25 protein-coding genes are annotated in these 24,709 nt (G+C 70.5%); 14 read left to right on the forward strand and 11 right to left on the reverse strand.

The features are described 5' to 3' along the window. Positions 1-64: 64 nt before the first annotated feature. The 3 genes from AB0H84_RS16465 to AB0H84_RS16475 all read right to left on the reverse strand — a co-directional run bounded on the left by AB0H84_RS16465 (position 65) and on the right by AB0H84_RS16475 (position 2,372). Positions 65-1,186, reverse strand: a complete 1,122-nt coding sequence (locus AB0H84_RS16465) for a helix-turn-helix domain-containing protein (protein WP_357604050.1) — start codon at positions 1,184-1,186, stop codon at positions 65-67. Positions 1,187-1,273: 87 nt separating this feature from the next. Then, the gene (locus AB0H84_RS16470) at positions 1,274-1,474 is read right to left on the reverse strand and encodes an EF-hand domain-containing protein (RefSeq protein ID WP_357604052.1); all 201 of its coding nucleotides are present in this window, start codon (positions 1,472-1,474) and stop codon (positions 1,274-1,276) included. Positions 1,475-1,505: 31 nt separating this feature from the next. Continuing rightward, entirely contained in the window at positions 1,506-2,372 is an 867-nt protein-coding gene (locus AB0H84_RS16475) for a LysR family transcriptional regulator (RefSeq protein WP_357604053.1), read from the reverse strand. A 74-nt stretch (positions 2,373-2,446) separates the two neighbouring features. On the opposite strand from AB0H84_RS16475, the gene AB0H84_RS16480 reads away from it, so the two are divergent. Beyond that, positions 2,447-3,427: an aldo/keto reductase gene (locus tag AB0H84_RS16480; RefSeq protein WP_357604055.1), complete on the forward strand. Its 981-nt coding sequence runs from the start codon at positions 2,447-2,449 to the stop codon at positions 3,425-3,427. A 94-nt stretch (positions 3,428-3,521) separates the two neighbouring features. Here the strand turns inward: AB0H84_RS16480 and AB0H84_RS16485 are convergent, their stop codons facing one another. Then, positions 3,522-4,817 (reverse strand): hypothetical protein, encoded by a 1,296-nt coding sequence (locus tag AB0H84_RS16485; protein ID WP_357604056.1) that lies wholly within the window; start codon positions 4,815-4,817, stop codon positions 3,522-3,524. Positions 4,818-4,910: 93 nt separating this feature from the next. Continuing rightward, entirely contained in the window at positions 4,911-7,199 is a 2,289-nt protein-coding gene (locus tag AB0H84_RS16490; RefSeq protein ID WP_357604058.1) for an MMPL family transporter, read from the reverse strand. Between the two features lie 179 nt (positions 7,200-7,378). On the opposite strand from AB0H84_RS16490, the gene AB0H84_RS16495 reads away from it, so the two are divergent. After that, entirely contained in the window at positions 7,379-8,623 is a 1,245-nt protein-coding gene (locus AB0H84_RS16495) for an MFS transporter (protein ID WP_357604060.1), read from the forward strand. Here AB0H84_RS16495 and AB0H84_RS16500 read toward each other — a convergent pair. Then, on the reverse strand, positions 8,592-9,086 hold the full coding sequence (locus AB0H84_RS16500; protein WP_357604061.1) for a hypothetical protein: 495 nt from the start codon (positions 9,084-9,086) through the stop codon (positions 8,592-8,594). The genes AB0H84_RS16495 and AB0H84_RS16500 overlap by 32 nt on opposite strands. A 121-nt stretch (positions 9,087-9,207) precedes the next feature. Beyond that, positions 9,208-9,831 (reverse strand): hypothetical protein, encoded by a 624-nt coding sequence (locus AB0H84_RS16505; protein ID WP_357604063.1) that lies wholly within the window; start codon positions 9,829-9,831, stop codon positions 9,208-9,210. Positions 9,832-9,895: 64 nt separating this feature from the next. Between AB0H84_RS16505 and AB0H84_RS16510 the strand changes: the two genes are divergently transcribed. The 7 genes from AB0H84_RS16510 to AB0H84_RS16540 all read left to right on the forward strand — a co-directional run bounded on the left by AB0H84_RS16510 (position 9,896) and on the right by AB0H84_RS16540 (position 16,462). After that, entirely contained in the window at positions 9,896-10,525 is a 630-nt protein-coding gene (locus AB0H84_RS16510; RefSeq protein WP_357604065.1) for a helix-turn-helix domain-containing protein, read from the forward strand. An 81-nt stretch (positions 10,526-10,606) separates the two neighbouring features. Then, positions 10,607-11,776 carry a homogentisate 1,2-dioxygenase domain-containing protein gene (locus tag AB0H84_RS16515; RefSeq protein WP_357604066.1) on the forward strand — a complete coding sequence of 390 codons (1,170 nt, stop codon included), beginning with the start codon at positions 10,607-10,609 and terminating at the stop codon, positions 11,774-11,776. Then, a complete protein-coding gene (locus AB0H84_RS16520) occupies positions 11,758-12,531 on the forward strand; it encodes a hypothetical protein (protein WP_357604068.1) in 774 nt (257 codons plus the stop codon). The genes AB0H84_RS16515 and AB0H84_RS16520 overlap by 19 nt, the downstream gene beginning before the upstream one ends. After that, positions 12,528-13,631: a fumarylacetoacetase gene (gene fahA / locus AB0H84_RS16525; protein ID WP_357604070.1), complete on the forward strand. Its 1,104-nt coding sequence runs from the start codon at positions 12,528-12,530 to the stop codon at positions 13,629-13,631. The genes AB0H84_RS16520 and fahA overlap by 4 nt, the downstream gene beginning before the upstream one ends. A 135-nt stretch (positions 13,632-13,766) precedes the next feature. Further along, positions 13,767-14,873, forward strand: a complete 1,107-nt coding sequence (locus AB0H84_RS16530; protein WP_357604072.1) for an Ig-like domain-containing protein — start codon at positions 13,767-13,769, stop codon at positions 14,871-14,873. Between the two features lie 77 nt (positions 14,874-14,950). Further along, the gene (locus tag AB0H84_RS16535; protein ID WP_357604074.1) at positions 14,951-15,382 is read left to right on the forward strand and encodes an NfeD family protein; all 432 of its coding nucleotides are present in this window, start codon (positions 14,951-14,953) and stop codon (positions 15,380-15,382) included. Between the two features lie 3 nt (positions 15,383-15,385). Continuing rightward, a complete protein-coding gene (locus tag AB0H84_RS16540; RefSeq protein ID WP_357604076.1) occupies positions 15,386-16,462 on the forward strand; it encodes an SPFH domain-containing protein in 1,077 nt (358 codons plus the stop codon). Between the two features lie 51 nt (positions 16,463-16,513). On the opposite strand, the gene AB0H84_RS16545 is transcribed toward AB0H84_RS16540, so the two are convergent. The 4 genes from AB0H84_RS16545 to AB0H84_RS16560 form a co-directional block, all read right to left on the reverse strand. Beyond that, positions 16,514-17,029, reverse strand: a complete 516-nt coding sequence (locus AB0H84_RS16545) for a hypothetical protein (protein ID WP_357604078.1) — start codon at positions 17,027-17,029, stop codon at positions 16,514-16,516. A gap of 359 nt (positions 17,030-17,388) precedes the next feature. Beyond that, positions 17,389-17,979 (reverse strand): hypothetical protein, encoded by a 591-nt coding sequence (locus tag AB0H84_RS16550; protein WP_357604080.1) that lies wholly within the window; start codon positions 17,977-17,979, stop codon positions 17,389-17,391. After that, positions 17,976-18,554 carry an RNA polymerase sigma factor gene (locus tag AB0H84_RS16555; protein WP_357604082.1) on the reverse strand — a complete coding sequence of 193 codons (579 nt, stop codon included), beginning with the start codon at positions 18,552-18,554 and terminating at the stop codon, positions 17,976-17,978. Before AB0H84_RS16555 ends, AB0H84_RS16550 begins: the two co-directional genes overlap by 4 nt. A gap of 125 nt (positions 18,555-18,679) precedes the next feature. Further along, positions 18,680-19,849, reverse strand: coding sequence for a Gfo/Idh/MocA family oxidoreductase (locus AB0H84_RS16560; protein WP_357604084.1), 1,170 nt, complete (start codon positions 19,847-19,849; stop codon positions 18,680-18,682). A 246-nt stretch (positions 19,850-20,095) separates the two neighbouring features. On the opposite strand from AB0H84_RS16560, the gene tdh reads away from it, so the two are divergent. The 5 genes from tdh to AB0H84_RS16585 are packed head-to-tail and all read left to right on the forward strand — an operon-like array spanning position 20,096 to position 24,704. Then, on the forward strand, positions 20,096-21,127 hold the full coding sequence (gene tdh / locus AB0H84_RS16565; protein ID WP_357604085.1) for an L-threonine 3-dehydrogenase: 1,032 nt from the start codon (positions 20,096-20,098) through the stop codon (positions 21,125-21,127). Further along, positions 21,127-22,296 (forward strand): glycine C-acetyltransferase, encoded by a 1,170-nt coding sequence (locus tag AB0H84_RS16570; protein WP_357604087.1) that lies wholly within the window; start codon positions 21,127-21,129, stop codon positions 22,294-22,296. The genes tdh and AB0H84_RS16570 overlap by 1 nt, the downstream gene beginning before the upstream one ends. Before the next feature lie 48 nt (positions 22,297-22,344). Continuing rightward, positions 22,345-23,247 (forward strand): LysR family transcriptional regulator, encoded by a 903-nt coding sequence (locus tag AB0H84_RS16575; RefSeq protein WP_357604088.1) that lies wholly within the window; start codon positions 22,345-22,347, stop codon positions 23,245-23,247. A 60-nt stretch (positions 23,248-23,307) separates the two neighbouring features. Continuing rightward, a complete protein-coding gene (locus AB0H84_RS16580; RefSeq protein ID WP_357604090.1) occupies positions 23,308-23,853 on the forward strand; it encodes an RNA polymerase sigma factor in 546 nt (181 codons plus the stop codon). Next, positions 23,850-24,704, forward strand: coding sequence for a hypothetical protein (locus AB0H84_RS16585; protein WP_357604092.1), 855 nt, complete (start codon positions 23,850-23,852; stop codon positions 24,702-24,704). The genes AB0H84_RS16580 and AB0H84_RS16585 overlap by 4 nt, the downstream gene beginning before the upstream one ends. Positions 24,705-24,709: the final 5 nt, after the last annotated feature.

Below are 24,709 nucleotides of genomic sequence, written 5' to 3' on the forward strand. Positions count from 1 at the left end.
ACGACCGCTACCCCCAACAAACGCGCTCAGGCCCCAGGAACCGCCGGAACGCCGAGCCCGCAGGTCAGGCCCCTTGGACGGCCTGCCGGGCCCGGAGCGCTATCTCCAGTTCGAAGCGGATGTCCGGATCGGCGAGTTGCTCCCCGTACAGCTCCTCGAGCTGCCGCAGCCGGTAGCGCACGGTCTGCGGGTGCACGTGCAGCCTGGCGGCCACCTCGCCCGCGCCGCGCCCGTACCGCAGCCAGGCCAGCAACGTCTCCGCCAGCCGGTCCTGCTGCGCCGGCCGCAGGTGCGCCAGGGGCGCGAGCCGGACCTCGGCCAGCGCGTTGACCAGCTCCTCGTCCTTGAACACCACCAGCGTCGCCATGTGCTCCTCGCACCGCAGCGTCCCCCGGGGCAGGACGCCGCGCCGTGACAGCTCGAGCGCCTCGCCGGCCCACCGCAGCGAGGTCGCGGCGGCGGCCAGGGGCACGGCGGGGCCGATCGCGGCCCTGCGCCCGCGCAGGGCGTGCTCGAGCAGCCGGGCCCGGCCGGGTCCGTTCGGGTCGGGCGCGAGCAGGCACGGGACCGGCCTGTCGAGGCCCAGGAGCACGTCGGGAGCCGGCGCCGGCATGCCGTGCCGGTCGTCGAGCGCCACGCACGCGACGGTCTTGGGCAGCCGCCACCCGGCGGACTTGGCCAGCTCGGCGACGGCCTCCGCGCCGGCGGGCGGGTGGCTGAGCAGCAGGTCGAGCAGGCGGGCGCGGCGGCGCTCGATCTCGCCGGCGGCGCGCGCCCTGGCCTCCTCGAAGCCCTCGGCCGCCGCGTCGGCGAGCTGGTCGAGGTAGACGAAGATGGCCTCGCCCAGGTCGTACAGGGTCTGCGGGGAGAGCCCGAGCGGCTCCGCGAGCTCCGTGAGCCGCCGCCAGCCGACCCGGGCGCCGAGCCGCATCGCGGTCTGGAGCGGCTCGAGGTTGCGGCCCTCGGCGGCCTCGCCCCTGCCGATCAGGCGGAACGGCTCCGGGTCCCAGGGGGCTCCCGGGTGCTCGATGCGGTTGAGGAAGCCCTCGATGGCCTGCTCGACCGCCATCCTGATGACCTTGAGGTAAAGACCGTCCGATGGCCGGGCGTACTCGGGGATCCGGGCCTGGATCTCCTCGATCACCTCTTCTGTGACCGTGCCGACCCCCGCTCTGAGGGCTTGCACGGGGATATCACTCGTGATGACCATCGTCCCTCCCGCCGCCATTGTGACCCAGGCAACAGGAGGTTGGGTAGCAAGAGCTTGTTTCTGTCACTTCTGGAGGAAGTCGGCGAACTCCTGCTTGTCGATCAGGCCGTCGCCGTCCTTGTCGAGCTTCCGCACGCCTTCCTGCGCGGCCTCGAGGCTGACCGGCTGGCCGAGCACCTCCATCAGCCGTACGAGCTCGACGGCGGAGATGCGGCCGTCGTTGTCGGCGTCGATGAGGTCGAAGGTGATGTCGTGATCGCTCATGTCTCGCCCTTCCACGGGATCAGATGTCCCGTCAGACCTTAGCGACGACTTGTCGGAGCGCGTCAACGAATGCCGCTACTTGCGGGCTTCCATCCCCTTCGCGCCAGGCGATGGCGAGCTCCCCGGGAGGCAGCCCTGTAACGGGACGGTAGACCATGCCGGGCCTGTTGTAGAGCGCGGCGTTCCCCTCGGCCACCAGCACCACCCCGAGCCCGCTGATCACCGCCTCGAACACCTCCTCCGGCGTGTTGGCGGTGACCCCGACCACCGGCTCGTCGTCGCGGGCGTCCCGTCCGAGCCAGAAGTCCCGCAGCGGCCCGGCGGCCGGCGGCAGGGCGATGAACGGCTCCTCGCGCAGCGCCGCGAACGGGATCTCCGGCAGTTCCGCCAGCGGGTGGTCGTCCGGCATGGCCAGCCCTCGGCTCTCGGTGGCCAGCACGTACGTTTGCAGCCCCGGCGGCACCGGCAGCCAGATGAACGCCACGTCGGAGGACCCGTCGGCGAGCCCACCGCTGGGGTCGTCCCAGCCCACGAGCCTGAGCGACACCTCCCACCCCGGCATCGCCGCACGGAACCGCCGCAGCGCCTCCTGCTGCAGCCCCCTGCCCACGGCCGTCTGTATCCCGATCACCAGCGTGCCGGCGGGGGCCGCCGCCCGCGCGGCCTCGACGCCGGCCGTCCACCGTTCGATCAGATCCCGGGCCACCGGCAGGAGCACCTCGCCCTGCCGGGTGAGCACCACGCCGCTGTGCACCCGCTCGAACAGCCGGAACCCGAGCTGCCGCTCCAGCACCCTGAGCTGCTTGGACAGCGCCGGCTGGGAGACGAACAGCCGCTCGGCGGCCCGCGTGACGTTCAGCTCCTCGGCCACCGCCACGAAATACCGCAGCTCTCGCACGTGCACATCCATAACCAGTGGTTATAGCAAAGGGTCTTGGACGTCCCGGGCCTCCGCGCAGCAGGATCGAGGGCATGAAGACACGAACGCTTGGCAGCCTGCAGGTTTCCGCCATCGGCTTCGGCGCCATGGTGCTCTCGCCGGGCGTCTACGGCGAGATCGACGACGCCCGCGCCGAGGTGGCGCTCAAGGCCGCGCTGGACGGCGGCGCCACCCACGTGGACACCAGCGACGCGTACGGCGTGGACGGCCACAACGAGCGCCTCGTGGGCCGCGCGATCAAGGGCCGCAGGGACGAGGTGGTGGTCGCCACGAAGTTCGGGCTTGCGATCCCCGAGGGTGAGCAGAGCCGGTCCCAGCCGGTCGGGTACGCGTTCAACGAGCTGCGGGTGAACGCCGACCCCCGCCTGATCCGCGGCTACGCCGAACGCAGCCTGCGCAATCTGGGCACGGACGTGATCGACCTCTACTACGCGCACTACCCGGACCCCGGTGTCCCGATCGAGGACATGGCGGGCGCCATGGCGGATCTCGTACGGGACGGCCTGGTCAAGCACATCGGCCTGTCCAACGTGACGGCCACCCAGCTGAGGGCCGCGCACGCGGTGCATCCGGTGACGGCCGTGCAGAACGAGTGGTCGATGTGGCGCCCCGTCGATGCCGAGCTGCTGGCGGCCGCGAGGGAGTTGGGCGTGGGGATCGTGGCGTGGAGCCCGCTCGGCAACGGCTTCCTGACCGGCACCGTCCGCACGCTCGGGGAGGGCGACTTCCGCCACAACGCGCCCCGCTTCTCCACCGAGAATCTGGCGAGCAACAACGACCGCTACGCCCCGATCCGGGCCCTGGCCACGCAACTGGGCCTCACACCGGCCCAGCTCGCCCTGGCCTGGCTGCTGCACCAGGACGAGCACGTGGTGCCCATCCCCGGCAGCCGCACCCCCGCACACATCGAGGAGAACCTGGCGGCGGCCGACCTCACTCTCCACCCCGACACGCTGGCCCGGCTGGACGCGGCCCTGGCCAAGTTCGATGTCACGGGCGGGACCCTCCTCTGAGCCGGCCGCCTGGCGGCTGCCCGTGTCCGGATGACGCGACGAGGCCCGGGTACCGGCGTGCGAGAGACGCGGTGCCCGGGCCGTCGTGGATCGGTCAGGCGGCGTGCAGGTAGACCTGGCCGAAGACCTCCGAGAGGTTCTTCAGGTCCGTGGCCACGTCCACCTCGGGGTTGGCCGGGTCGTAGATGGTGGCCAGCCGGGGGCGGACCGAGTCGAGCTTCTTGAGCTGCTCCCAGGTGGCGTTGGCGGCCCACTTCTCGCCGTACACCCGGTTGACCTGGCCCTGGTTGTTCTGCCAGCGCGTCCAGAGCGTGACCGTCTCCGCGGCGTCGTCCTGCAGCGGGGAGGCGATGCGTTCGGTGATGGCCTTGGTGGCCTGCTCCTCGTTCAGCTGGGAGCTCCCCGCGGCGGCGAAGGTGGCGTCCTCGACGGCGATCTGGGCGTAGGCGTCCCAGGCGCGGGCGCGTACCTGGATCGACTGGTTGCGCTGGGCCTCAACGGCGTCGATCTTCCAGGTGGCGTACTCGGTGGCCAGGTGGCCGTTGTCGAGGGCGAGCTGGTCGATCAGGCCCTTGTCGAGCCACGCGCCGATGCGGTCGGGGTCGAGCAGCGGGTACTTCTTGGTCATCTCGGCCTTGCAGGCGTCGTTGGCGCCGCAGCCGAACACCGGGACCACCGTGTGCGCGGCCAGCTTCTTGCCCGGCACCGCGGTACGCAGCGCGGCCGTGGTCTCGGCGACGAACTTGTCCAGCTCGTCCGCCGTGGCGAACGTCTGGTTGAAGCCGAGCTGCGAGGTGAACCGGACACCGACGACGCCCGGCTGCGCGGCGACCAGGGCGGCGACCCTCTTGACGGCCTCGGCCAGCTTGCCCGCCTTGTAGTCGTCGGCGAGCTCGGTCTCGATCCAGAGGCGCATCTTCGTCTGTACGACGGCCTGCGCGGCCTTGCCCGCCGGGCTCTCCTGGGCGGAGGCCTTCTCGGCGGCCGTGACGCCGGTGGGGTCGACGTAGCCGCACTCGGTGCCGTTCGAGCAGTCCGGGGTGCCGCCGTCCTCGGCGCCCGGGACGTCCGGGGAGTCGACGTCGTGCATCTCGCCGTCGCCCTCGGAGTCGGTCGGGCACTCGTTGCCCTCTTCGGTGCAGTCCACCGTGATGGGGTTCGCGGGGCCGGCTTCCTGCATGTGCTGGCCGTCGTTCTCGAGCCAGAACCGCGCGATGTCCGCGGCCTCCTCGGGGGTGGCCAGCCACCGGCACATCACGTACGCCGGGGTGTCGGCGGACATCAGGTCGTTACAGCTCCTGTCGTCGCCCTCCGACCACGCCGGAACGCCGATGCCTAGGAGTGAGAGAGCGAGTCCGATGACGAAGAGCTGCCGTAACCGCCGTCGCATGGCACCTTAACTTCCAGGGGATGATCGTGGGCATATCGCACACTATCTGGACGATCAATAACGTTCAATAAAATCCATGACTTCACGTCAGTCTCATTCGTCCACCTCGACCCATTTCCAGCCGGATCCGTCGGTATTGGCGCGCACGGCCCTGGTACGCCCCTCCGCCACCTTTTCCCACGCGGGCCGGTCGGGCTCCGTCGGCTCCGCGGGCACCGGCACGGGATCGGTGTCCGCGCCGAAGAGGGCCGGTCTTCCCTTGATGGTCAGCATCGGGCGCCTATCGGAGCCGCCCGACGTGATCGGACGCCGGTCCACGGGCGGCGGCGGAAGCGGTGGCGGCTCCTCGCGCGGCTCGGCGCGCTCGCGGGGGCGCAGCGGCCACCAGCTCGCGGAGCCCAGCAACCGCAGGGAGGCCGGCCCCAGCAGCAGCCGCACCAGCACCGCGTCCACCGCGATCGCCACGCACAGCCCCACCCCGAGCAGCCGCACCACCGTGATCCCCGCCGTCGCGAACGCCCCGGCGACGGCCATCGGCAGGAGCGCCGCGCCTGTGATCACCCCGCCCGCCTCCCGCGCCCCCGCCGCCACGGCCCGCGCGTGCTCGCCGGTGAGCACCCACGCGGAACGCGCCCGGGCCACGAAGTACACCTCGTAGCTCACGGACAGCCCGAAGAGCACGACCACGATCAGCAGCGCCACGGAGACGTCGACAGGCCCGGCGAAGCCCAGCCACCCCTCCTGGAACGCCCACGCGAGCACCCCGGCCGAGGCCCCCACGGAGAGCACCATGGCCGTCAGCGCGCGAACGGGCAGCACCAGCGACCCCAGGCCCGCGCAGAGCAGCACCGACATCACCGAGCAGACCACCAGCGCCAGCCACGGCAGGGTGGCGGAGAGGCTGTCGAGGAGGTCGAGCCGCGCGGCGGTGGGCCCGCCGACCACGACCTGCCTGACGTCCGGCCCGGGAGGCAGGGCCCTGATCGCCGTGACCAGCGCCTCGGCCTCCGCCGACATGGGGTCGAGATCATGCCGTACGGCGAGCCGCACGTCGCCGTTCTTCCGCGACTCCCCCGCCACGTCGACACCCGTGACGTGCGGCAGCCGCTCCACCTGCTCCATGAAGGGCCGGGCGTAGAGGGCGCCGTCGGCCAGGACGTGCACGTCGATCGGCGAGAGCGCGTTCCTGGGGAAGTCGCGGTCGAGGGCCTCGGTCACCAGACGGCTCTCGGAGGCGGCGGGGAGCGCCCTGTGGTCGGCGTTCCCGAACCGGAGGTGCGAGAGCGGCGTCGACAGCGACACCAGCACGACCGTCACCGCCACCAGGTACGCGACCGGCCGGCGCACCACGCCGGCCGCGACGGCGTGCCAGAGCCCGCCGTCCCGCCGTACGGACCCGAAGTCGGGGATCAGCCTCAGCGCGTCCACGCGGGAGCCGAGTATCCCCAGCAGGGCAGGGAGCACGGTGAGCGCGGCCACGGCCGCGACCAGCGCCACCGCCGCCGCCCCCAGCCCGATCGAGCGCAGGAACGGCTGCGGGAACAGCAGCAGCGCCACCAGCGACGCGGCCACCGTCGCCCCGGAGACGGCGACGGCCCGCCCGGCCGAGGCCGTCATCCGCGCCACCGCCTCCTCGTTCGACGCCCCGGCCCCGATCTCCTGCCTGAACGTCCTGAGCATGAGCAGCGAATGGCCGGCGGCCAGCCCGAGCCCGAGCAGCACGACGGCGTACCAGGAGTAGACGGACACCTCGGGGAGCAGCGCCAGCGCGCAGAGCACCGCGAGCGCCCCCACGACCAGCGGCAGGAGCGCCGCCACCAGGCTCCCGAACACCGCCACGAGCAGCACCAGCAGCACCGGCGCCCCGACGGCCGCGGCGCGGGCCAGGTCGGCGGCCGCCTGCGCGTCCAGCTCCGCCTGCGTCGGCACCGCCCCGCCGACCTTGACGAACAGGTTCCTGGCGCTCCTGAGCCGCCCCGCGATCGCCGCGTAGCTCTCCCTCTTGGCGCCCTTCAGCGTGATCAGCGCGTACGTCGAGTGCCCGTCCCCGGACACCATCTCCTTCGACCCCGTCGTCCAGTACGTGGCCGTCCGCCGCACATAGGCGTCCGGCAGCCGGCGCAGCGAGTCGTGCACCGCCTTCTCGTACCGCGGGTCGCGCACCTTGACCGCCGGGTGCCGGTAGAGGACGACCACGTCGGGGCTCTGGCCGCCGCCGTACCACTGCTCGCTCCAGCGAGCGGCGGTCGCGGAGCCGGTGCGCGAATCCTCGAAGCCGCCGCCCGTCACCCGCCCCGCCATGGCCAGCGGCGCGACGAGCAGGGCCGCCACCAGGGCTGATGCCAGAAGCGTCCACCTACCGCGATAGACCAGCCGACCCATGGAGTCCCCTCGCCGACAGCCGGGCCCTAGCAAATTACGGGAGAAAGGCGACCGGAGTCTTGCCAAAGGCGGACACATTCCGCGTCCGGTCTTGTTACCGGAGGAATATTCACACGACAAGGGCGATGAGGAGCGGCAAAATAGCGGGGTTTGGCCATTTCCCAGGGGGGTTCACGCCGGTGCAGAGCTATCTCCGCGATCTCGGGCTGCTGCGGGACCGCCGCTTCGCGTTGCTGGTGACGGCGCGGACCATCGCGGTCCTGGGCAGCGCGTTCGCACCGGTGGCCCTGGCGTTCGGCGTGCTCGGCCTGCCCGGCGCCACCGCCTCCACCCTGTCCGCGGTGCTCACCGCCGAGTCGGTGCCCATGATCGCGCTGACCCTTTTCGGCGGCGTGCTCGCGGACCGGCTGCCGCGGACCTGGGTGCTGATGGCCGGCGACTTCCTGATGGCGACCGGGTACCTCGCGCTGGCGGCGATGCTGCTCACCGGCTGGACCCCGCTGCCCGCGCTCTGTGCGGCGGCGGCGTTCAGCGGGGTGGCGACGGCGATCGCGTTCCCCGCCTTCGCCGGGATCATCCCCGAGGTCGTGCCCGCCGACCGGCTGCAGGCCGGCAACGCGCTGATCGGCCTGGGGGGAAACGCCGCCCGGGTGCTGGGCGCGGTGCTGGGCGGCGGCGCGGTGGTGCTCCTCGGCGGGGGCTGGGCGCTGATCGTGAGCGGCGCGATGTTCACGGCGGCCGGCCTGCTGATCGCCATGATGCGGATGAGGCCGGACGCGGCCCCGGAGCCGAGGCAGCGGCACTCGGTGCTGGCCGATCTGCGGGACGGCTGGCGGGAGTTCGCCTCGCGGCAGTGGATCTGGGTGGTGGTCGCGCAGTTCTCGCTGATGGTCATGGCCATCCAGGCCGGTCACGGGGTGCTCGGCCCGCTGCTGGCGAAGGAGACCCTGGGCGGCCCGGCGGCCTGGTCGGCGTTCCTGGCGGGCGAGGCCGTCGGGACGCTCGTGGGGGTGGTGACCGCGATGCGGTTGCGGCCGCGCCGCCCCATTCTGGTGGCCGTGCTGCTCTGCCTGCCGCCCGCGCTGCCGTACGTGCTGCTCGGGGTGGACGCACCGCTCTGGGCGATCGTGATCGGGGCGTTCGTGCTGGGGGTGTGCTTCGACGTGTTCGGCGTGCTGTGGCAGACGACGATGCAGCGCGAGATCCCGGGTGAGTCGCTGTCGCGGGTCAGCTCGTACGACATGCTCGGGTCGCTGATGTTCGGCCCGATCGGGCTGCTGCTCGCGGGGCGGGCGGCCGAGTGGTTCGGCACGGAGGAGTCGCTGCTCGGATGCGCGGTCATCATCGTGCTGTCCACGCTCGCCGCCCTGTTCTCCCCCGGGGTGCGCAATCTCAAGGCGCCGGCGGGCGAGCCGGTCTCTTGAAGTAGGCGTTGGCCCTGGGCTGGAACATCAGCGTCACCGCCCCCAGCACGGCCACCACGTGCATGATCCTGCTGCCCGCGAAGATCAGCTGCATCGCGTCCGCCCCGGCGACGGCCGCGCCGATCGAGCCGCCGGCCAGCAGCCACTGGACGGGGCCGATGACGAGCGAGAGCGTGCCGAAGATCCCCAGCGTCACGGCGAGGGTCAGGCGCGCCCAGTTCTCGCCGCGCCTGAGCCGCAGCGCGAGGAAGACGGCCGCGCCGAACACCGCCAGCCGGATCCCGGCCTGGGGCAGCAGTCCGGCGACCGTGGCGGTGCCCTCGTACAGCAGCTGGGCGACCATCAGGACGGTCTCGAACGCGCCGAACGCCACGGCGGTCAGCCAGAGCATGGCGGCGGTCTGCACGACGGGCGGCGGGTCGGCGCTGCGTGGCTCCATGCGTGATTTCATGACGGTGCTCATGGCGGACCTCCATAGGTGAGCGATGCGTACCTGAAGTGTCCGCCGCGCACCCGGGCCGGATCATGCCCGCACTCCCCCGACTTGCGGTAAGGCGGGCCCTACCAGGGGCCGTCCACGCCGGTCAGACGACTATGAGCCGGACCACGACGCCCGCGCAGTTGCCCGCCACGCAGATCCGTACGGGCACCTCCGAGATGCCGGCCACCACGGGCACGCCGCCCACGTGACCGTCGGGGCCGACGGTCACGCCGGCGGGCAGCCTCTCGTGATCGGTCACGGTGAACGTGGGCACCACGCCCGGCGGGCCGCCGTTGACGCCGATCTCGCTGTCCAGCGGGGAGCCGACCCGGCCCGGGAAGGTGAGCTCCCGCGGCTCCCAGGGCACATTGCCGTGCACGATGAGGGTGAGCGGCCGCCCCTGGCACGACTGGCCGGCGCAGAGCTCGACAGGGGTGACGTACGTGCCGGAGCGCTGCGGCATGCCGTACAGCCTGCCGCTCTGGTCGACCCTGATCCCGACGGCGAGGTAGGCGGGGCGGAACGTGACGCCCTTCGTGGTGGGCAGCAGCTGCTGGCGCACCTCGATGCCCTGGGTGAAGTCGAATGTGCTCTCCACCAGGCTGTCGGCGGGCGGATCGAGCGGGATCTGCCGGGCCATGAAGGTCATGGCCAGCCTGGGCACGGTGGTGTACAGAGCGCACACGGCGAGCACACCGAGCACGAGCACCCACCATTGCCGCAGCATCGTCATCCCCCCGACTCGGACACGTACCCATTTCAGTGCGCAGAGTCACTGGATAATCGGTCCTATGGCCGCTGAATCCGCTCAGACCCTGGAGCGCGGGCTCCGCCTGCTCAGACTGCTCGCCGACGGCAAGGGCGGCCGCACGCCGACCGAGCTCAGCGCCGAGCTGTCGCTGAGCCGTCCCGTGGTGTACCGGCTGCTGACGACGCTGATGAGCGAGGGGTTCGTCCGCAGGGACGCCGAAGGGCGGGTGCACCTGGGGTTCGGGGTGCTGGTGCTGGCGCAGGCCGTGCAGCCGCTGCTGCGGGCGGCGGCCGTGCCGACGCTGCGGCGGCTGGCCGAGGACGTGGGCGCGACCGCGCACCTGACCGTGGCGGAGGGCGACGACGGGCTGGCCGTGGCGGTCGTCGAGCCGTCCTGGACCGACATGCACGTGGCCTACCGCGAGGGCTCTCGCCATCCGCTGGCGAAAGGGGCGGCCGGGCAGGCGATCCTGGCGCTGCGCGAGGGGCGTGACGACTACTTCACGACGGAGGGGCAGTTGCAGGAAGGGGCGCGGGGCGTCGCCGCGCCCGTCACCGGGTTGTCCTGGTTGGAGGCTTCGGTGGGGGTGGTGACGTTCGGGCCGCTGGAGAAGTCCACGGGATCTCGGGTGGTCGCTGCCGCCGCCGAGCTGGCCGCCGCGCTGGGTTGACATCTCCAGGCCGATGGCGGACGGTTGTTACAGATAAAGGACACTTCCGTCCGATTAACGGACATCACTACGGAGGCAGGGATGCCGTACTACCGCGTCGTTGGGGAGGTGCCGCGCAAGCGACACGTGCAGTTCAGGCGGCCGGACGGCGGTCTCTACGCGGAGGAGCTGATGGGCGAGGAGGGCTTCTCGTCCGACTCATCCCTGCTGTACCACCGTTACCTGCCGACCGCGATCGTCAAGGCGGAGGCCGTCACGCCCACGGCGGAGACGCGGCTGGAGCCCAACCTGCCGCTCTCGCCGCGCCATTTCCGCACGCAGGAGCTGTCCAGCGCGGGTGACCTGGTCACGGGACGCATGCTGCTGGCGGGCAACGGCGACGTCCGGTTGTCGTACGCCACCAGCGACCAGGCCAGCGAGCTCTACCGCAACTCGATGGGCGACGAGTGCGTCTACGTGCAGCGGGGCCGCGTCAGGTTCGAGTCCACGTACGGCGTGATCGAGGCGGGCGAGGGCGACTACATCGTCATCCCGACCGGCACGATCCACCGCTGGGTGCCGGACGGCCAGGTCAACGTGCTGGCCATCGAGGCGGGCGGGCACATCAGGCCGCCCAAGCGCTACCTGTCGCAGTACGGGCAGCTGCTGGAGCACGCGCCCTACTGCGAGCGCGACCTGCGCGCCCCGGCCGAGCCGCTCCTCGTCGAGGGCGAGGAGGTGCCGGTGCTGGTCCGCACGCGCGGCGGGCTGAGCCGGCTGGTCTACCGCAACCACCCGTTCGACGTGGTGGGCTGGGACGGCTACCTCTACCCGTTCGCGTTCAACATCGACGACTTCGAGCCGATCGTGAAGAAGACGCACGCGCCGCCGCCCGTCCACCAGACGTTCGAGGGGCCGGGGTTCGTGGTCTGCTCGTTCTGCCCGCGGCCGCTCGACTTCCACCCCGAGTCCGTGCCGATCCCGTACAACCACCACAACGTGGACTCCGACGAGTTCATGTTCTACGTGGGCGGCGACTACTCCGCGCGCAAGGGCTCGGGCATCGACGTCGGCTCGATCTCGCTGCACCCCGCGGGCTTCACGCACGGGCCGCAGCCCGGGGCGGTCGAGGCGGTGATCGACGCGGTCTCCCGCGGCGTCACGACGACGAGCGAGAAGGCCGTCATGGTGGACACGTTCCGCCCGCTCGACCTGGGCCAGGGCGCGCTGTCCTGCGAGGATCCCGGCTATGCGTGGACGTGGTCACGATGAACGTCTACACGGCACTGGTGGACGACGCGGGGCTGTTCCCGCCGACGTCCCTGCACATGGACGAGGCGCTGGCCCGCAACCGGCGCGATCTGGAGCACGGCAGCTCCGTGCTCACCCACCGCTTCCTCTGCCCGGCCAGCCGACTGCACCGGCTGCGCGACATGGACTACCTGCCGCGGCGCATCGGGCTCATCCTGGACCAGGAGGAGGTGCCCGGCTTCGACGACCTGCCCGTCGACTTCGTCGAGGCCGCGCTGCCGCCTGACATGACGATCGACGTGCTGGCCCGCGAGCTCGGGCTGGCGGCGGGCGTGCGGCTCTTCGTGGAGCTGGCGCCGGGGAGGCTGGGCCTCGACGTGCCCGACGGGATCGGGCTGAAGGTGCGCTGCGGCGGGCTGACGGCGGACGCGTTCCCGCCGGCGGAGCATCTCGGGGCGTTCATCAGGTTCTGCGTCGAGCACGACATCCCGTTCAAGGCCACGGCCGGGCTGCACCACGCCGTACGCCACTTCGACCCCTCGCTGGGCGTCGACCGGCACGGCTTCCTGAACCTGGTGCTGGCGGTCTGCGAGGCTGTCGAGGGGCGCGATCCCGTGCCCATCCTGCGCACCACCGACGTGGGCCACATCGTGCGGCTCGCGCAGAGCGTACCGGAGGACACCGCGAAACGGGCGCGGCGGCTGCTGGTGAGCTACGGCTCATGCAGCACCAGCACCCCCGTCGAAGACCTGCGCACACTGGGGCTGATCACGTGACATTCGGAGTGGACAATCTTCCTTACGGCGTCTTCTCGCGCCCCGGTGAGTCACCCCGCGTGGGCGTGCGCTACGGCGACCACGTGCTCGACCTGGCGCCGGCCCTGCACGACGAGGTCTTCGCCGCCCCGACGCTCAACCCGTTCATGGCGCGCGGGCGCACGGCCTGGCGCGACACCAGGGCGCTCATCCGGAACAAGCTGACCGACGACGCCTCCATGACGGAGCGGCACCTGATCCCGCTGGAGCAGGTGCGGCTGCACCTGCCGTTCCAGGTGGCCGACTACGTCGACTTCTACTGCTCGATCGACCACGCGAGCAACATCGGCCAGATCTTCCGGCCGGGCACCGAGCCGCTGCAGCCGAACTGGCGGCACCTGCCCGTCGGCTACCACGGCAGGGCGGGGACGGTCGTCGTGTCGGGCACGCCGGTCCGGCGCCCGCAAGGACAGCTCGGGCCCGGCGCGTTCGGGCCGTGCGCGAAGCTGGACATCGAGGCGGAGCTGGGGTTCGTGGTCGGCGTGCCGACCGCGCTCGGCTCGCCCGCCGGGGCCTTCGAGGAGCACGTGTTCGGCGTGACGCTGGTCAACGACTGGAGCGCGCGTGACATCCAGGCGTGGGAGTACGTGCCGCTCGGGCCGTTCCTGGGCAAGTCGTTCGCCACGTCGATCTCGCCGTGGATCACGCCGCTGGAGGCGCTGCCCCGGATACCCGGGCGTCCCCAGGATCCGGAGCCGGTCGGCTACCTGCGCAGGCAGGACGACTGGGGGCTGGACATCTCGCTCGAGATCCTGCTCAACGGGGAGGTCGTGTCGCGACCGCCGTACTCGAGCATGTACTGGACCCCCGACCAGATGCTCGCGCACATGACGGTGAACGGGGCCTCGCTGCGCACCGGAGACCTGTTCGCCAGCGGCACGATCTCGGGGCCCGCGCCGGGCGAGCGCGGCTCGCTCATCGAGCTGACCTGGAACGGGAGCGATCCTCTCAAGCTCCCGAGCGGTGAGACGCGCTCCTTCCTGGAGGACGGCGACACGGTGACCATCCGGGCCACGGCCGGCGACCTCACATTGGGAGAAGTTTCCGGAACGATCGTATAAGTGACTCAAGGTGAATGATCGCTGACTGACCGCTACCCTGGGTTCGACCCCTCCCTCGGATCCCTCAGGAGTGACATGCGGCAGGCGGTGCTGACTTGTGTCATCTTGCTCCTCCTGGTCTGCGGTTGCACGTCCGTGACGGCTGAGACCCCGTCCTCGCCCCCGGTCGTGCAGATCTCGCCGGCCTTCGACACCAGGCGCGCCCGCACCGACCGCGGCCTGGTGATCAGGTCGCTCGGCGGCAGGCTCGGCCGGGTGCTGGTCTCCGTGGGCGGGGCGCCGGTGCCAGGACGGCTCGACGGCTCCGGCACGATCTGGCGCTCCGCCTGGACGCTCAAGCCCGCGGCCGAATACACGGTGACCGCCACGGCCCAGGGCGCCCGCGGCCCGGCCACGGTGGCGATGGGCCGCTTCCGCACCCGCCCGGTCGAGCAGAGCTTCCAGGTCGCCTCGACGACGCCGCTGCCGGGCGAGACGGCCGGCATCGGCATGCCGGTCATCATCGACTTCGACGCCCCCATAGCGGACAAGGCGGCCGTCGAGCGGGCGCTGGAGGTCAAGGCGGAGCATCCGGTCGAGGGCGCGTGGCGGTGGACCAGCGACACCCAGGTGATCTACCGCACCCGCCGCTTCTGGACCCCGCACCAGCGGGTCACGGTCACCGCGCATCTGGCCGGCGTACGCGCGGGCGCGGGCCGCTACGGCGCCACCGACTCCACCTTCGCCTTCACCGTCGGCCGCGCGCAGACCAGCACCGTCGACACCAGGACCCACCAGATGCTGGTCCGCCGCGACGGCGTGATCGTGCGGCGGATGGCCATCAGCGCGGGCATGGCCACCACCCCCGAATACACCACGACCAGCGGCATCCACCTGACCATGGACAAGGGCGACCCGGTCCGCATGATCTCCCCGGGGCGGGTCAAAGGGGAGCCCGGCTATTACGACGTGCTGATCGACCATGCGGTACGCATTTCCAACAGCGGCGAATATGTGCATGCCAAGGACAATGTGTGGGCGCAGGGCCGGGCAAATGTCAGCCACGGCTGCATCAACGCCAGGCCCGACCAGGCGGCCTGGTTCTACGACGGCTCGCTGCGCGGCGACCCGGTCACCATCACCGGCACCGACCGCGAGCTCGAATGGAGCAACGGATGGGGTTTCTGGCAGCTGTCGTGGGAGAAATGGCGGCAAGGCAGCGCCCTGCCTGACGCCGATCCCGCAGGTGGCCGGGTGCCGTAAGGATGATTCCAGGATTACGGTAGAGGAGGGGGAACGCTTACAGACACAGGCCCGTTGTCCCATCAGGAGGGCCGGACATGGCAGATTGGATCGTCTGGGTAATCCTCGCGGTGGTCCTCGGGGTGGCCGAGATATTCACCCTCACGGCCTCGCTCGGGCTGCTGGGCGCGGCCGCTCTTCTGACCGCCCTCACCGCCGTCGTCGGATTGCCCGTCCCCCTGCAGTTGCTCTGCTTCGCCGCCTCGTCCGCGGCCGGCCTGATGGTGCTCAGGCCCATCGCGATGCGCCACATCAAGCAGCGGCCGCTGCAGCGGTTCGGCGTGGAAGCACTGGTCGGCAAGCCCGCCTACGTCGTCTCAGAGGTGACGGGCCGCGACGGTCGCGTACGCATCGGGGGCGAGGAGTGGTCGGCACGCGCCTACGACGAGACGCTGGTGATCCCCGAGGGGGCGACCGTCGACATCATCGAGATCGAAGGGGCGACAGCCCTCGTCTATCCCCGGGAGTGACTCATGGATCCACTGTTGCTGGTCGGAATCCTGATCATACTGTTCGCCTTTCTCACCGTGCTCAAGGCCGTACGGATCGTCCCGCAGGCGCGCGCACGCAACGTGGAGCGACTCGGCCGGTACCACCGCACGCTCAAGCCGGGTCTCAACTTCGTCATCCCGTACATCGACCGCGTCTACCCCATGATCGACCTGCGCGAACAGGTCGTCTCCTTCCGTCCGCAGCCCGTCATCACCGAGGACAACCTCGTCGTCGAGATCGACACGGTCCTCTACTTCCAGGTCACCGACCCGCGGGCGGCGGCGTACGAGATCGCCAACTACATCCAGGCCGTCGAGCAGCTGACCGTCACCACACTGCGTAACGTGGTCGGCTCCATGGACCTGGAGAAGACGCTGACCTCGCGCGACACCATCAACAGCCAGCTGCGCGGCGTGCTCGACGAGGCCACCGGCAAGTGGGGCATCCGCGTCAACCGCGTCGAGATCAAGGCCATCGACCCGCCCAAGACCATCAAGGACGCGATGGAGAAGCAGATGCGGGCCGAGCGCGACAAGCGCGCCGCCATCCTCACCGCCGAGGGCCAGCGGCAGTCGCAGATCCTCACGGCCGAGGGCGACAAGCAGAGCCGCATCCTGCGCGCCGAGGGCCAGCGCACGGCGGCCATCCTGGAGGCCGAGGGCCAGTCGCGCGCCATCGACCAGGTCTTCCAGGCGGTCCACCGCAACGACCCCGACCCGAAGCTGCTGGCGTACCAGTATCTGCAGGTGCTGCCGCAGCTGGCGCAGGGCGACGGCAACACGTTCTGGGTGATCCCGAGCGAGGTCACCTCGGCGCTGCAGGGGGTCTCGAAGGCGTTCACGGAGGCCCTGCCCAAGTCGGCGGCCACCCGCGAGGAGGTGCCCGAGACGTCGCAGACGGACGAGGAGGTGCTCAAGGCCTCGGAGGCGGCCGCCGAGGCGGTCGCGGACGCCCAGGAGGCGGAGAGCCCCGGCGGGCCGCGCCAGCTCACGCAGGGGGTCCAGGAGCCGTCGCCCTTCCCTGAGGTGGACCGGAAGCCGAGGGAGGCGGAGCGCTGATCGTTTCCGGGCGGACGGCAGGTCGGTCGAGGAGTGAGCCGTCCGCCGGGATCAGCAGGCGATCTCGTAGATGTGACCGACCTGGGCCTGCTGGTGAGTCTCCCGGGCGCGGCAGGCCAGCTTGACCGCGGCGTCGGCGATGACGATGTCGCGGTTCACCGCCGGGATGTCATCGCCCATCTCGGTGCGCAGCCACTCGGAGATCTCGGCCCAGGAGTAGAGGCTGATGTTGTCGGCCTCGATCAGCGGCTTCGGGAAGCCACCGGGACCGCGCTGCCCCGTGGCGAGCTGCCGCAGGCTGGCCTGCGTACGGCCCCCGTGGCGGCGCGCCGCGTCCCCCAGCGTCACCCCGTCGTCCTCTCCCACGCCGGTCGCCCAGAGACCAGGGACCGTCCTGATCTGGAGGAGAACGGATTCGATCGCGTCCATCAGGGTCTCGGCCTCACGGTCGCAGTAGAGCTTGGCGCCCCCGATCGAGCAGTCGTCGAGACCGGCCTCGTAGAGCGCATCCGCCTCTTCGCCGGTGGGTTCGCGGTTCAGAGTGATGCTGAAGTCCCACTCGATCATGACTCCTCCTCGCCCTTGCACACCGCATGCTTACGGACCCATTTGAGAATGTCTCTCGCGTGGTTGCCCGGGTTTCGTGGCGTGCACCAGATTGTGTACGGATCGCGTCCACAGATGCATTCGACCGATCCCCAGCGGTGACCGTTGTGGCTCTCCACCACGGCCAACCACCCGATCTTGCGGATCGCCTTGAGGGCCGCGTTGATCTCGTTGTGTTGATGTCTTCCTTTTCCGACCATGTAGCAAGCTTGCAACAGTGTTGCATAGTTAGAACGGCGATTCCAACCCTGGAGTCCCCACTAATGGCAACGGCGCCCGCCACACACGAGGGTGCAGCCGGACGCCGTAATTTGGCCTGGTCAGTGGGACAGCGGTGCCTCCGTGGTGTCCACCAGCGTGCAGTCGGCGATCGGGCCCTCGCCGACGCGGGCCCAGATGCCTGCCACGATGCCGCCCCCCACCTCCCCCACGCTGAACTCCAGCACCCCCGTCTGGCCGGGCCCGATCACGCGCGGGTCGATGAGGAAGCTCGGCTCCGAGCCCTCCGCCGGCTCCCAGCCCTTGGGGCGCGGGAAGACCGCCAGCGGCGCCTCCTCGTTGCTGAGGAAGTGGCTGCTGCGCGGCTGCGGGCTGCACTTCTTGCCCTGGGGGATGTAGTCCACCACCACGTTCGCCCCCATGGCCCGCAGGTCCTCCTGGAGCTTCTCCGGGTCCTTGGCCTCGTTGATGGTGATCTCGATGAGCCCGTCGGGGCCCTTGGTCACGGCGTACGCGGGAGCGCCGCCCAACAGCGGCGGGAGGGCCACCGCGGCGGCGGCGGCCAGCCCGGCGACGGGGGCCAGGACGGTCAGGCGCCTCCGCGCGGGCTTGCGGTCGATCTCGGTCATGACGAACTCCTTGAGCAGTCGGTGACGGCCCTCGGGAAGATCGCGTTCGGCCGGCCAGTTCATCGGATCTCCTCCTTCTCGGGGCCGAGGTCACCTACTACCTGTCGGGGATGCGGGGGCGGTTCCCGATCCGCGAGCTTCTTCCTGGCCCGCGACAGCCGGGACTTGACCGTGCCCACCGGGACGCCGAGCGCCTCGGCCGCCTGGGCGTAGTCCAGCCCGGCCCACACGCACAGCGCGAACACGTCCTGCTCCTGCCGGCGTAGCCGCCCGTACGCCTGCCGCACCGCCGCCAGACGCTGGGCGTCGTCGATGCGGCCCACGACCTCGTCGGCGAAGTCCGGCACCTCCTCGCCCCGGGGCAGCCGGGCCAGCGCGTCGTCGTGCCTGCGGGCGGCCCGGCGCACGTTCCGGGCGACGTTGGTGGCGATACCGAGCAGCCAGGGCCGCAGCGAGCCGCCCTCGGGGTCGATCCGATGCCGTAATCGCCAGGCCTCGAGGAACGTCAGCGCCATCACGTCCTCGGCCGTGGACCAGTTGGCGGTCAGGCGGAAGGCATGGTTGTAGACGGATTTCGCGCAGTCGTCGAAGAGCTCGCCGAACGCCGCCTTGTCCCCGCTACGTATACGGGCACGCATCGACATATCCACATCTGTCTACTGTCCGCGGGGCGCGGCCGGGTTCCGCGGGGCGACCCGCGCAGGCCGACGATGTCTTCGCGAATCCCCGTCCCCAGCACGCGGGCATATGCTGCGTATCCTGGTCAGCCCTGCCCGGCGTCGAAGTACGCGGCCAGCTCAGGATCCAGTGGCGGCACATCGTACGGCATGCCGCCGTTCCGCAGCGACATCGTGGCCATGTAGCCGGCCGCCACGCTCATCCGGGCCGCCACCGGAGAGGTGTCCGTCGCGCCGCCGTCCCGGACGAACCGGCAGAACTCCGCCATGATCTGCGCGTCCGCTCCCCCGTGCGACCCCTCCGCGAGGGGCACCTTGTACGCGATGTCGCAGTCGTCCCGGTAGGCCGTGGGCCCCGTGTTCCACACCTTGACCGTGTCGCCCGGCCCGTCGCCGAAGTTCTCCAGGCGGCCCTCCGTGCCGATGACCGTGTAGTTGCGCACATAGTCGGGGGTGAAGTGGCACTGCTGGTAGGCGGCGATGACGCCGTTGTCGAGCCGCATGTTCATGACCGACACGTCCTCGACGTCCACGACGTGGTGCAGGCCGGTGCGTGCGACCGGCGGCCACTCGTACTCCTGGAGCCACCCGTCGGGCCGTGGCGTGCCGGGCGCGCGGCGCGGCAGGTCGCCGTAGACCATGAGGTCGCCGAACGCGTTCACCCTGGACGTGTAGCCGCCGGCCAGCCAGTGGATCACGTCCAGGTCGTGCGCCGCCTTCTGCAGCAGCAGGCCCGTGGTGCGGGCGCGGTCGGCGTGCCAGTCCTTGAAGTAGTAGTCGCCGCCGTACGACACGAAGTGGCGCACCCAGACGGTCTTCGGCTCGCCGATGACGCCCTTGCCGATGATGTCGCGCATGAGCCGTACCACGCCCATGTGACGCATGTTGTGACCCACGTACAGGCGGGTGCCGGTGTCGCGGGCGGCGCGCAGGATGTTGTCGCAGCCCTCCACCGTGATCGCCATCGGCTTCTCCAGGTAGACGGGCTTGCCGGCCCGGAGGCAGTCGACGGCGATGGCCTCGTGGGTGTCGTCGGGGGTGTTGACGATGACCGCGTCGAGGTCGGGCCGGGCGAGCAGCTCGCGGTGGTCCCCGGTCAGGAACTCGGCCTCGAACCTGCCCGCCTGCCGCTTGAGCACCGCCGGGTCGGAGTCGCACAGGGCCGTCACGACCGAGCCCCTGCCCGGCCGGTGCGCGTGCAGGGCGAGGCTCGTACGCAGGCCCAGGCCGATGACGCCGATGCGCAGGTCTTCCATTCTTCCTCCCAATCAGCCACAGCCGGCCCAGGCTATTACCTATTTATGCAACTAACTAGCGCAAATCGCGCAACTCTGAGCATGGCCCATGCATCGATGCCGCCCCTCGGCATGGCTGCGCACCACAAGGGGCGCCTTTGCCGCGGCGTGAAGCAGAGCTGTGGGGGCACTTAAGAATCCCTCGATGGACATGCTCGGAGGTGAGCGGGCACAGTGCGTTAGGTTCGGACTAGGGGGAATGGAGCCATGAAAGCGCTGGTCAAGGAGAGGGCCGAGGCCGGCCTCTGGCTTGTGGACGTGCCGGAGCCCGAGCTGGGCCCCGGCGAGGTGAAGATCCGGGTGCTGCGGACCGGCATCTGCGGCACCGACCTGCATATCCGGAAATTTGATGATTGGGCGCGGCAGACCCTGCGGCTTCCGCTGATCGTCGGGCACGAGTTCTGCGGCCACGTGGTCGAGGTGGCGCCGGGAGTCGAGGACGTCTCCGTCGGCGACCTCGTCAGCGGCGAGGGCCACATCGTGTGCGGCAAGTGCCGCAACTGCATGGCGGGCCGCCGCCACCTGTGCCGGAACACGGTCGGACTGGGGGTCAACAGGAACGGCGCCTTCGCCGAATACGTCACGCTGCCCGCCTCCAACGTCTGGGTGCACCGGGTCCCCGTCCACCCCGACGTGGCGGCCATCTTCGACCCGTTCGGGAACGCCGTGCACACGGCCCTGTCGTTCCCCCTGGTCGGTGAGGACGTGCTGATCACCGGGGCGGGCCCCATCGGGCTGATGGCCGCGGCCGTGGCCACGCACGTCGGCGCGCGGAACGTGATGATCACCGACGTCAGCGACGAGCGCCTCGACCTGGCCGGCAAGCTCGGCGTCTCCCTCGCCCTGAACGTCTCCAGGTCGTCGATCGCCGACGGCATGCGGCAGCTCCACATGCGCGAGGGCTTCGACGTGGGGCTGGAGATGTCCGGCAATCCCCAGGCCATGCGCGACATGATCGCCAACATGACCCACGGCGGGAAGATCGCCATGCTGGGGCTGCCCGCGGAGGAGTTCGCGATCGACTGGGCGACCGTCGTGACGTCCATGATCACGATCAAGGGCGTGTACGGCCGGGAGATGTTCGAGACCTGGTACAACATGTCCGTCCTGCTGGAGAAGGGTCTCGACCTCTCCCCGGTCATCACCGACCGTTTCCCGTACCAAGACTTCGACGCCGCCTTCGACACGGCCGCCAGCGGCCGCACGGGCAAGGTCATCCTCGATTGGAGTGCTGCCTGATGTTCGCAAACGTGCGTGAGCAGCTGCGTGCCACGCTCGACGAGATCACCGAGGCCGGGCTGCTCAAGCCCGAGCGCGTGATCACCACCCCGCAGAGCTCGTCGGTGAGCGTGGCCGGGCGCGAGGTCCTGAACTTCTGCGCCAACAACTACCTCGGCCTGGCCGACAACCCCACCGTGGTCGAGGCCGCCAAGGAGGCGCTGGACCGGTGGGGGTTCGGCATGGCGTCCGTACGGTTCATCTGCGGCACCCAGGAGGTGCACAAGGAGCTCGAGACGCGCCTGTCGGACTTTCTCGGCATGGAGGACACCGTCCTCTACAGCTCGTGCTTCGACGCGAACGGCGGCGTCTTCGAGACCCTGCTCGACGCGCAGGACGCGGTGATCTCCGACGCGCTCAACCACGCCAGCATCATCGACGGCATCCGGCTCTCCAAGGCCCAGCGCTTCCGTTACGCCAACCGCGACATGGCCGAGCTGGAGGCCAGGCTGAAGGAGGCGTCGGAGGCGCGGCGGCGGCTGATCGTGACCGACGGCGTGTTCTCCATGGACGGATATCTCGCGCCGTTGCGGGAGATCTGCGACCTGGCCGAGCGGTACGACGCCATGGTGATGGTCGACGACTCCCACGCCGTCGGCTTCGTCGGCCCGACCGGTCGCGGCACGCCCGAACTGCACGGCGTCACCGACCGGATCGACATCATCACCGGCACGCTGGGCAAGGCGCTCGGCGGCGCCAGCGGCGGCTACGTCTCGGCCCGCAAGGAGATCTGCGAGCTGCTGCGGCAGCGCTCCCGCCCGTACCTGTTCTCCAACTCGCTCGCCCCCGTCATCGCCTCGGCGTCGCTGCGCATCCTCGACCTGCTGGAGACCTCGAACGAGGCCCGCGAGCGGCTGCGCTCCAACACCGCGCGCTTCCGCAGCGAGATGACCAAGGCGGGGTTCGACATCCTGCCCGGCGACCACCCGATCGTGCCCGTCATGATCGGCGACGCCGCCGAGGCCGCCGCCATGGCCGATCGCCTGCTCGACCTGGGCATCTACGTGATCGGCTTCTCGTACCCCGTCGTGCCGCACGGCCAGGCCCGGATCCGTGTCCAGCTCTCGGCCGCCCACTCGCAGGAGGACGTGGACCGCGCCGTCCAGGCGTTCATCCAGGCCCGGGGCTGAACCACCGCTCCGGACAGCTGTCGCCCGCGGGGTGAGTATTCTCGCTGCGTGATAGACACGCGGCGCTTGCGCACGCTGCGGGCGGTGGCGGATCACGGCACGGTCACCGCCGCGGCGGCCGCGCTGCACCTCACCCCGTCGGCGGTCTCCCAGCAGCTCGCCGCCCTGGAGCACGAGGTGGGCCACCGGCTGCTCACCCGTGACGGGCGCGGCGTGCACCTCACCGCCGTCGGCAAGATCATGCTCGGCCACGCCAACGAGGTCCTCGCCCAGCTCGAACGCGCCGAGGCCGAGGTGGCCGCGTACACCACGGGCGAGGCGGGCGAGGTCACGGTGGCCTGCTTCGCCACCGCGATCAGCGCCGTGCTCTCCCCCGCCATCACCGCCCTGCGTGCCACCTCGCCCGGCGTGCGCGTACGCGTGCTGGACGCCGAGGGCGACCACAGCCTGGCCATGCTGCTGGACGGCGAGGCCGATCTGGCGATCACGGTCGAGTACCGGGGCGCCCCCGACGCGGCGGACCGGCGCCTGGCGCGCCTGCCGCTGTACGCCGAGCCGTTCGACCTGGTGCTCCCCCAGGACCACCCGCTGGCGGGGTCGGCCACCCTCGTGTCGCTCTCCGATGCGACCTGGATCGGGCCGTATCCCGGCAACCCGGTGCACGATGTGATCACGTTCGCGTGCCGGCAGGCGGGTTTCACGCCGAACCTCGCGCACTGCTCCGACGACTTCCGCGCCGTGGTCGCCCTGGTCGGGGCGGGGGCGGGGGTGGCTCTCGTGCCGCGGCTGGCCCTGCGCGACATGGCGCTGGCGGGGGTCGTGGTACGCCAGACGCCGGGGCCCGAGCGGCGCGTCTTCGCCGCCATACGCCGGGGCGCCGACGCCCATCCCCTCCTGCGCCCGCTCCTGTCGGCGCTGCGCACGGTCGCGGGCTCGCTCGGCACTAGGTGAAACATCCTGTCTTATCCGGACATCTCCTCCGGTGTGTTCGCCAATTGGAAGGACCACCACATGGGGCCACCCGAGCTCGAGCAGCGCTTCGAGGAGATGTATATGGCGCATTATCCCGCCGTAGCCACTTATGTCAGGCGGCGTACGCACTCCCCTGACGACACCGCGGACGTGATCGCGGAGACGTTCACAACCGCCTGGCGCCGCCTGCACGACGTCCCCGAGGGGGAGGCGGCCAGGCTCTGGCTGTACGGCGTCGCCAGGCGCGTGCTCGCGAACCACTTCCGCGGCGAGGAACGCCGGGCCGCCCTGGCCGTACGGCTGCGCGAGGAGATCACGACGTGGGCGTCCTCCGTCGCCGGCGCCGACTCCGCGTACGAGGCGTTCAAGCGACTCTCCGACGACGACCGGGAGCTGCTCGCACTGGTCGCGTGGGAAGGGCTCGACGGGGCCGAGATCGCGAAGGTGCTCGGCTGCTCGCGCGGGGCCGCCAGGCTCCGGCTGCACCGCGCCCGCAAACGGCTCGCCAAGGAGCTGGCGGGCCTCGACCCCGACCTCACCGGATACGGACAGCGTGCCATTTCTCTCGCTAAAGGACAGTCATGACCCAGGACATCGACCAGATCGTCGCCCGGTTCGCGGCCCCGCCGGTGCCGGAAGTCAGCGAGGGCGCCCGCGAGCTGATGCACGAGATCACGGCCGGGTCGCCCGCTCCCGAGACCGGCAGGACCGGCAGGAGGCGTGGACGGGTGGTCGCCGTCTCCGGTGGCCTGCTGACGGCCGCCGTCGTGGCGCTGACCTGGATGTTGCCGAACTCCACCGCCGCAGCGCTGGACATCAAGAAGGAGGGCGGCTACTACATCATCGAGATCAAGGACTTGTACGCCGACCCGGACAGCTACGAGACACAGTTGCGAACCGTCGGGCTCGACGTCTCCATCAAGGTGATCCCCGCCACCGCCGCCTTCGAAGGCCAGGTCTTCCCTACGACTCCCGACCAGAAGTACGTCACCGAGATCCAGGGCATCTACCCGCCCGGCCCGTGCGAGAAGCTGGACGGCTGCGCCATCGGCTTGAAGATCCCCGTCGGCTTCAAGGGCTCAGCCAGCGTGACGGTCGGCAGGAAGGCCAGGCCGGGCGAACAGTTCCAGAGCACCACCTCGTGGGACGCCAAGGGTGAGCCCATGCACTGCGTCCCCTACTACAACAAGACCGTCGCAGAGGTGCGGACGATGCTGCGGGACCGCGGAGTGAGCATCGAGGAGTTCATCGTCGAGGATCCGAGCCGAACCGACGCTCTCGACTACGAGAAGAAGGATTCCGTGCCCGACTCCTGGCTGGTGAACGGCGGCAGCATGACCGAGCCCGGCCGCGCCAGCGTCGACGTGTACGCGACACCGATGCCCCAGACGATCATTGACAATCTCAACCAGGCCAACGGCTGCCCCACGTCCTGATCTTC

The organism is Nonomuraea sp. NPDC050786, assembly GCF_040654115.1.
Classification (GTDB): domain Bacteria; phylum Actinomycetota; class Actinomycetes; order Streptosporangiales; family Streptosporangiaceae; genus Nonomuraea.

What these genes read in the sequence shown, in the direction of transcription:
- AB0H84_RS16490 (WP_357604058.1), bottom strand. Translation starts at nt 7,199, where the DNA reads ATGGGTCGGCTGGTCTATCGCGGTAGGTGGACGCTTCTGGCATCAGCC.
- AB0H84_RS16585 (WP_357604092.1), top strand. Translation starts at nt 23,850, where the DNA reads ATGACCCAGGACATCGACCAGATCGTCGCCCGGTTCGCGGCCCCGCCG.
- AB0H84_RS16480 (WP_357604055.1), top strand. Translation starts at nt 2,447, where the DNA reads ATGAAGACACGAACGCTTGGCAGCCTGCAGGTTTCCGCCATCGGCTTC.
- AB0H84_RS16505 (WP_357604063.1), bottom strand. Translation starts at nt 9,831, where the DNA reads ATGCTGCGGCAATGGTGGGTGCTCGTGCTCGGTGTGCTCGCCGTGTGC.
- AB0H84_RS16550 (WP_357604080.1), bottom strand. Translation starts at nt 17,979, where the DNA reads ATGAACTGGCCGGCCGAACGCGATCTTCCCGAGGGCCGTCACCGACTG.
- AB0H84_RS16570 (WP_357604087.1), top strand. Translation starts at nt 21,127, where the DNA reads ATGTTCGCAAACGTGCGTGAGCAGCTGCGTGCCACGCTCGACGAGATC.
- AB0H84_RS16500 (WP_357604061.1), bottom strand. Translation starts at nt 9,086, where the DNA reads ATGAGCACCGTCATGAAATCACGCATGGAGCCACGCAGCGCCGACCCG.
- AB0H84_RS16535 (WP_357604074.1), top strand. Translation starts at nt 14,951, where the DNA reads ATGGCAGATTGGATCGTCTGGGTAATCCTCGCGGTGGTCCTCGGGGTG.
- AB0H84_RS16555 (WP_357604082.1), bottom strand. Translation starts at nt 18,554, where the DNA reads ATGCGTGCCCGTATACGTAGCGGGGACAAGGCGGCGTTCGGCGAGCTC.
- tdh (WP_357604085.1), top strand. Translation starts at nt 20,096, where the DNA reads ATGAAAGCGCTGGTCAAGGAGAGGGCCGAGGCCGGCCTCTGGCTTGTG.
- AB0H84_RS16540 (WP_357604076.1), top strand. Translation starts at nt 15,386, where the DNA reads ATGGATCCACTGTTGCTGGTCGGAATCCTGATCATACTGTTCGCCTTT.
- AB0H84_RS16485 (WP_357604056.1), bottom strand. Translation starts at nt 4,817, where the DNA reads ATGCGACGGCGGTTACGGCAGCTCTTCGTCATCGGACTCGCTCTCTCA.
- AB0H84_RS16580 (WP_357604090.1), top strand. Translation starts at nt 23,308, where the DNA reads ATGGGGCCACCCGAGCTCGAGCAGCGCTTCGAGGAGATGTATATGGCG.
- AB0H84_RS16470 (WP_357604052.1), bottom strand. Translation starts at nt 1,474, where the DNA reads ATGAGCGATCACGACATCACCTTCGACCTCATCGACGCCGACAACGAC.
- AB0H84_RS16560 (WP_357604084.1), bottom strand. Translation starts at nt 19,849, where the DNA reads ATGGAAGACCTGCGCATCGGCGTCATCGGCCTGGGCCTGCGTACGAGC.
- AB0H84_RS16545 (WP_357604078.1), bottom strand. Translation starts at nt 17,029, where the DNA reads ATGATCGAGTGGGACTTCAGCATCACTCTGAACCGCGAACCCACCGGC.
- AB0H84_RS16515 (WP_357604066.1), top strand. Translation starts at nt 10,607, where the DNA reads ATGCCGTACTACCGCGTCGTTGGGGAGGTGCCGCGCAAGCGACACGTG.
- AB0H84_RS16510 (WP_357604065.1), top strand. Translation starts at nt 9,896, where the DNA reads ATGGCCGCTGAATCCGCTCAGACCCTGGAGCGCGGGCTCCGCCTGCTC.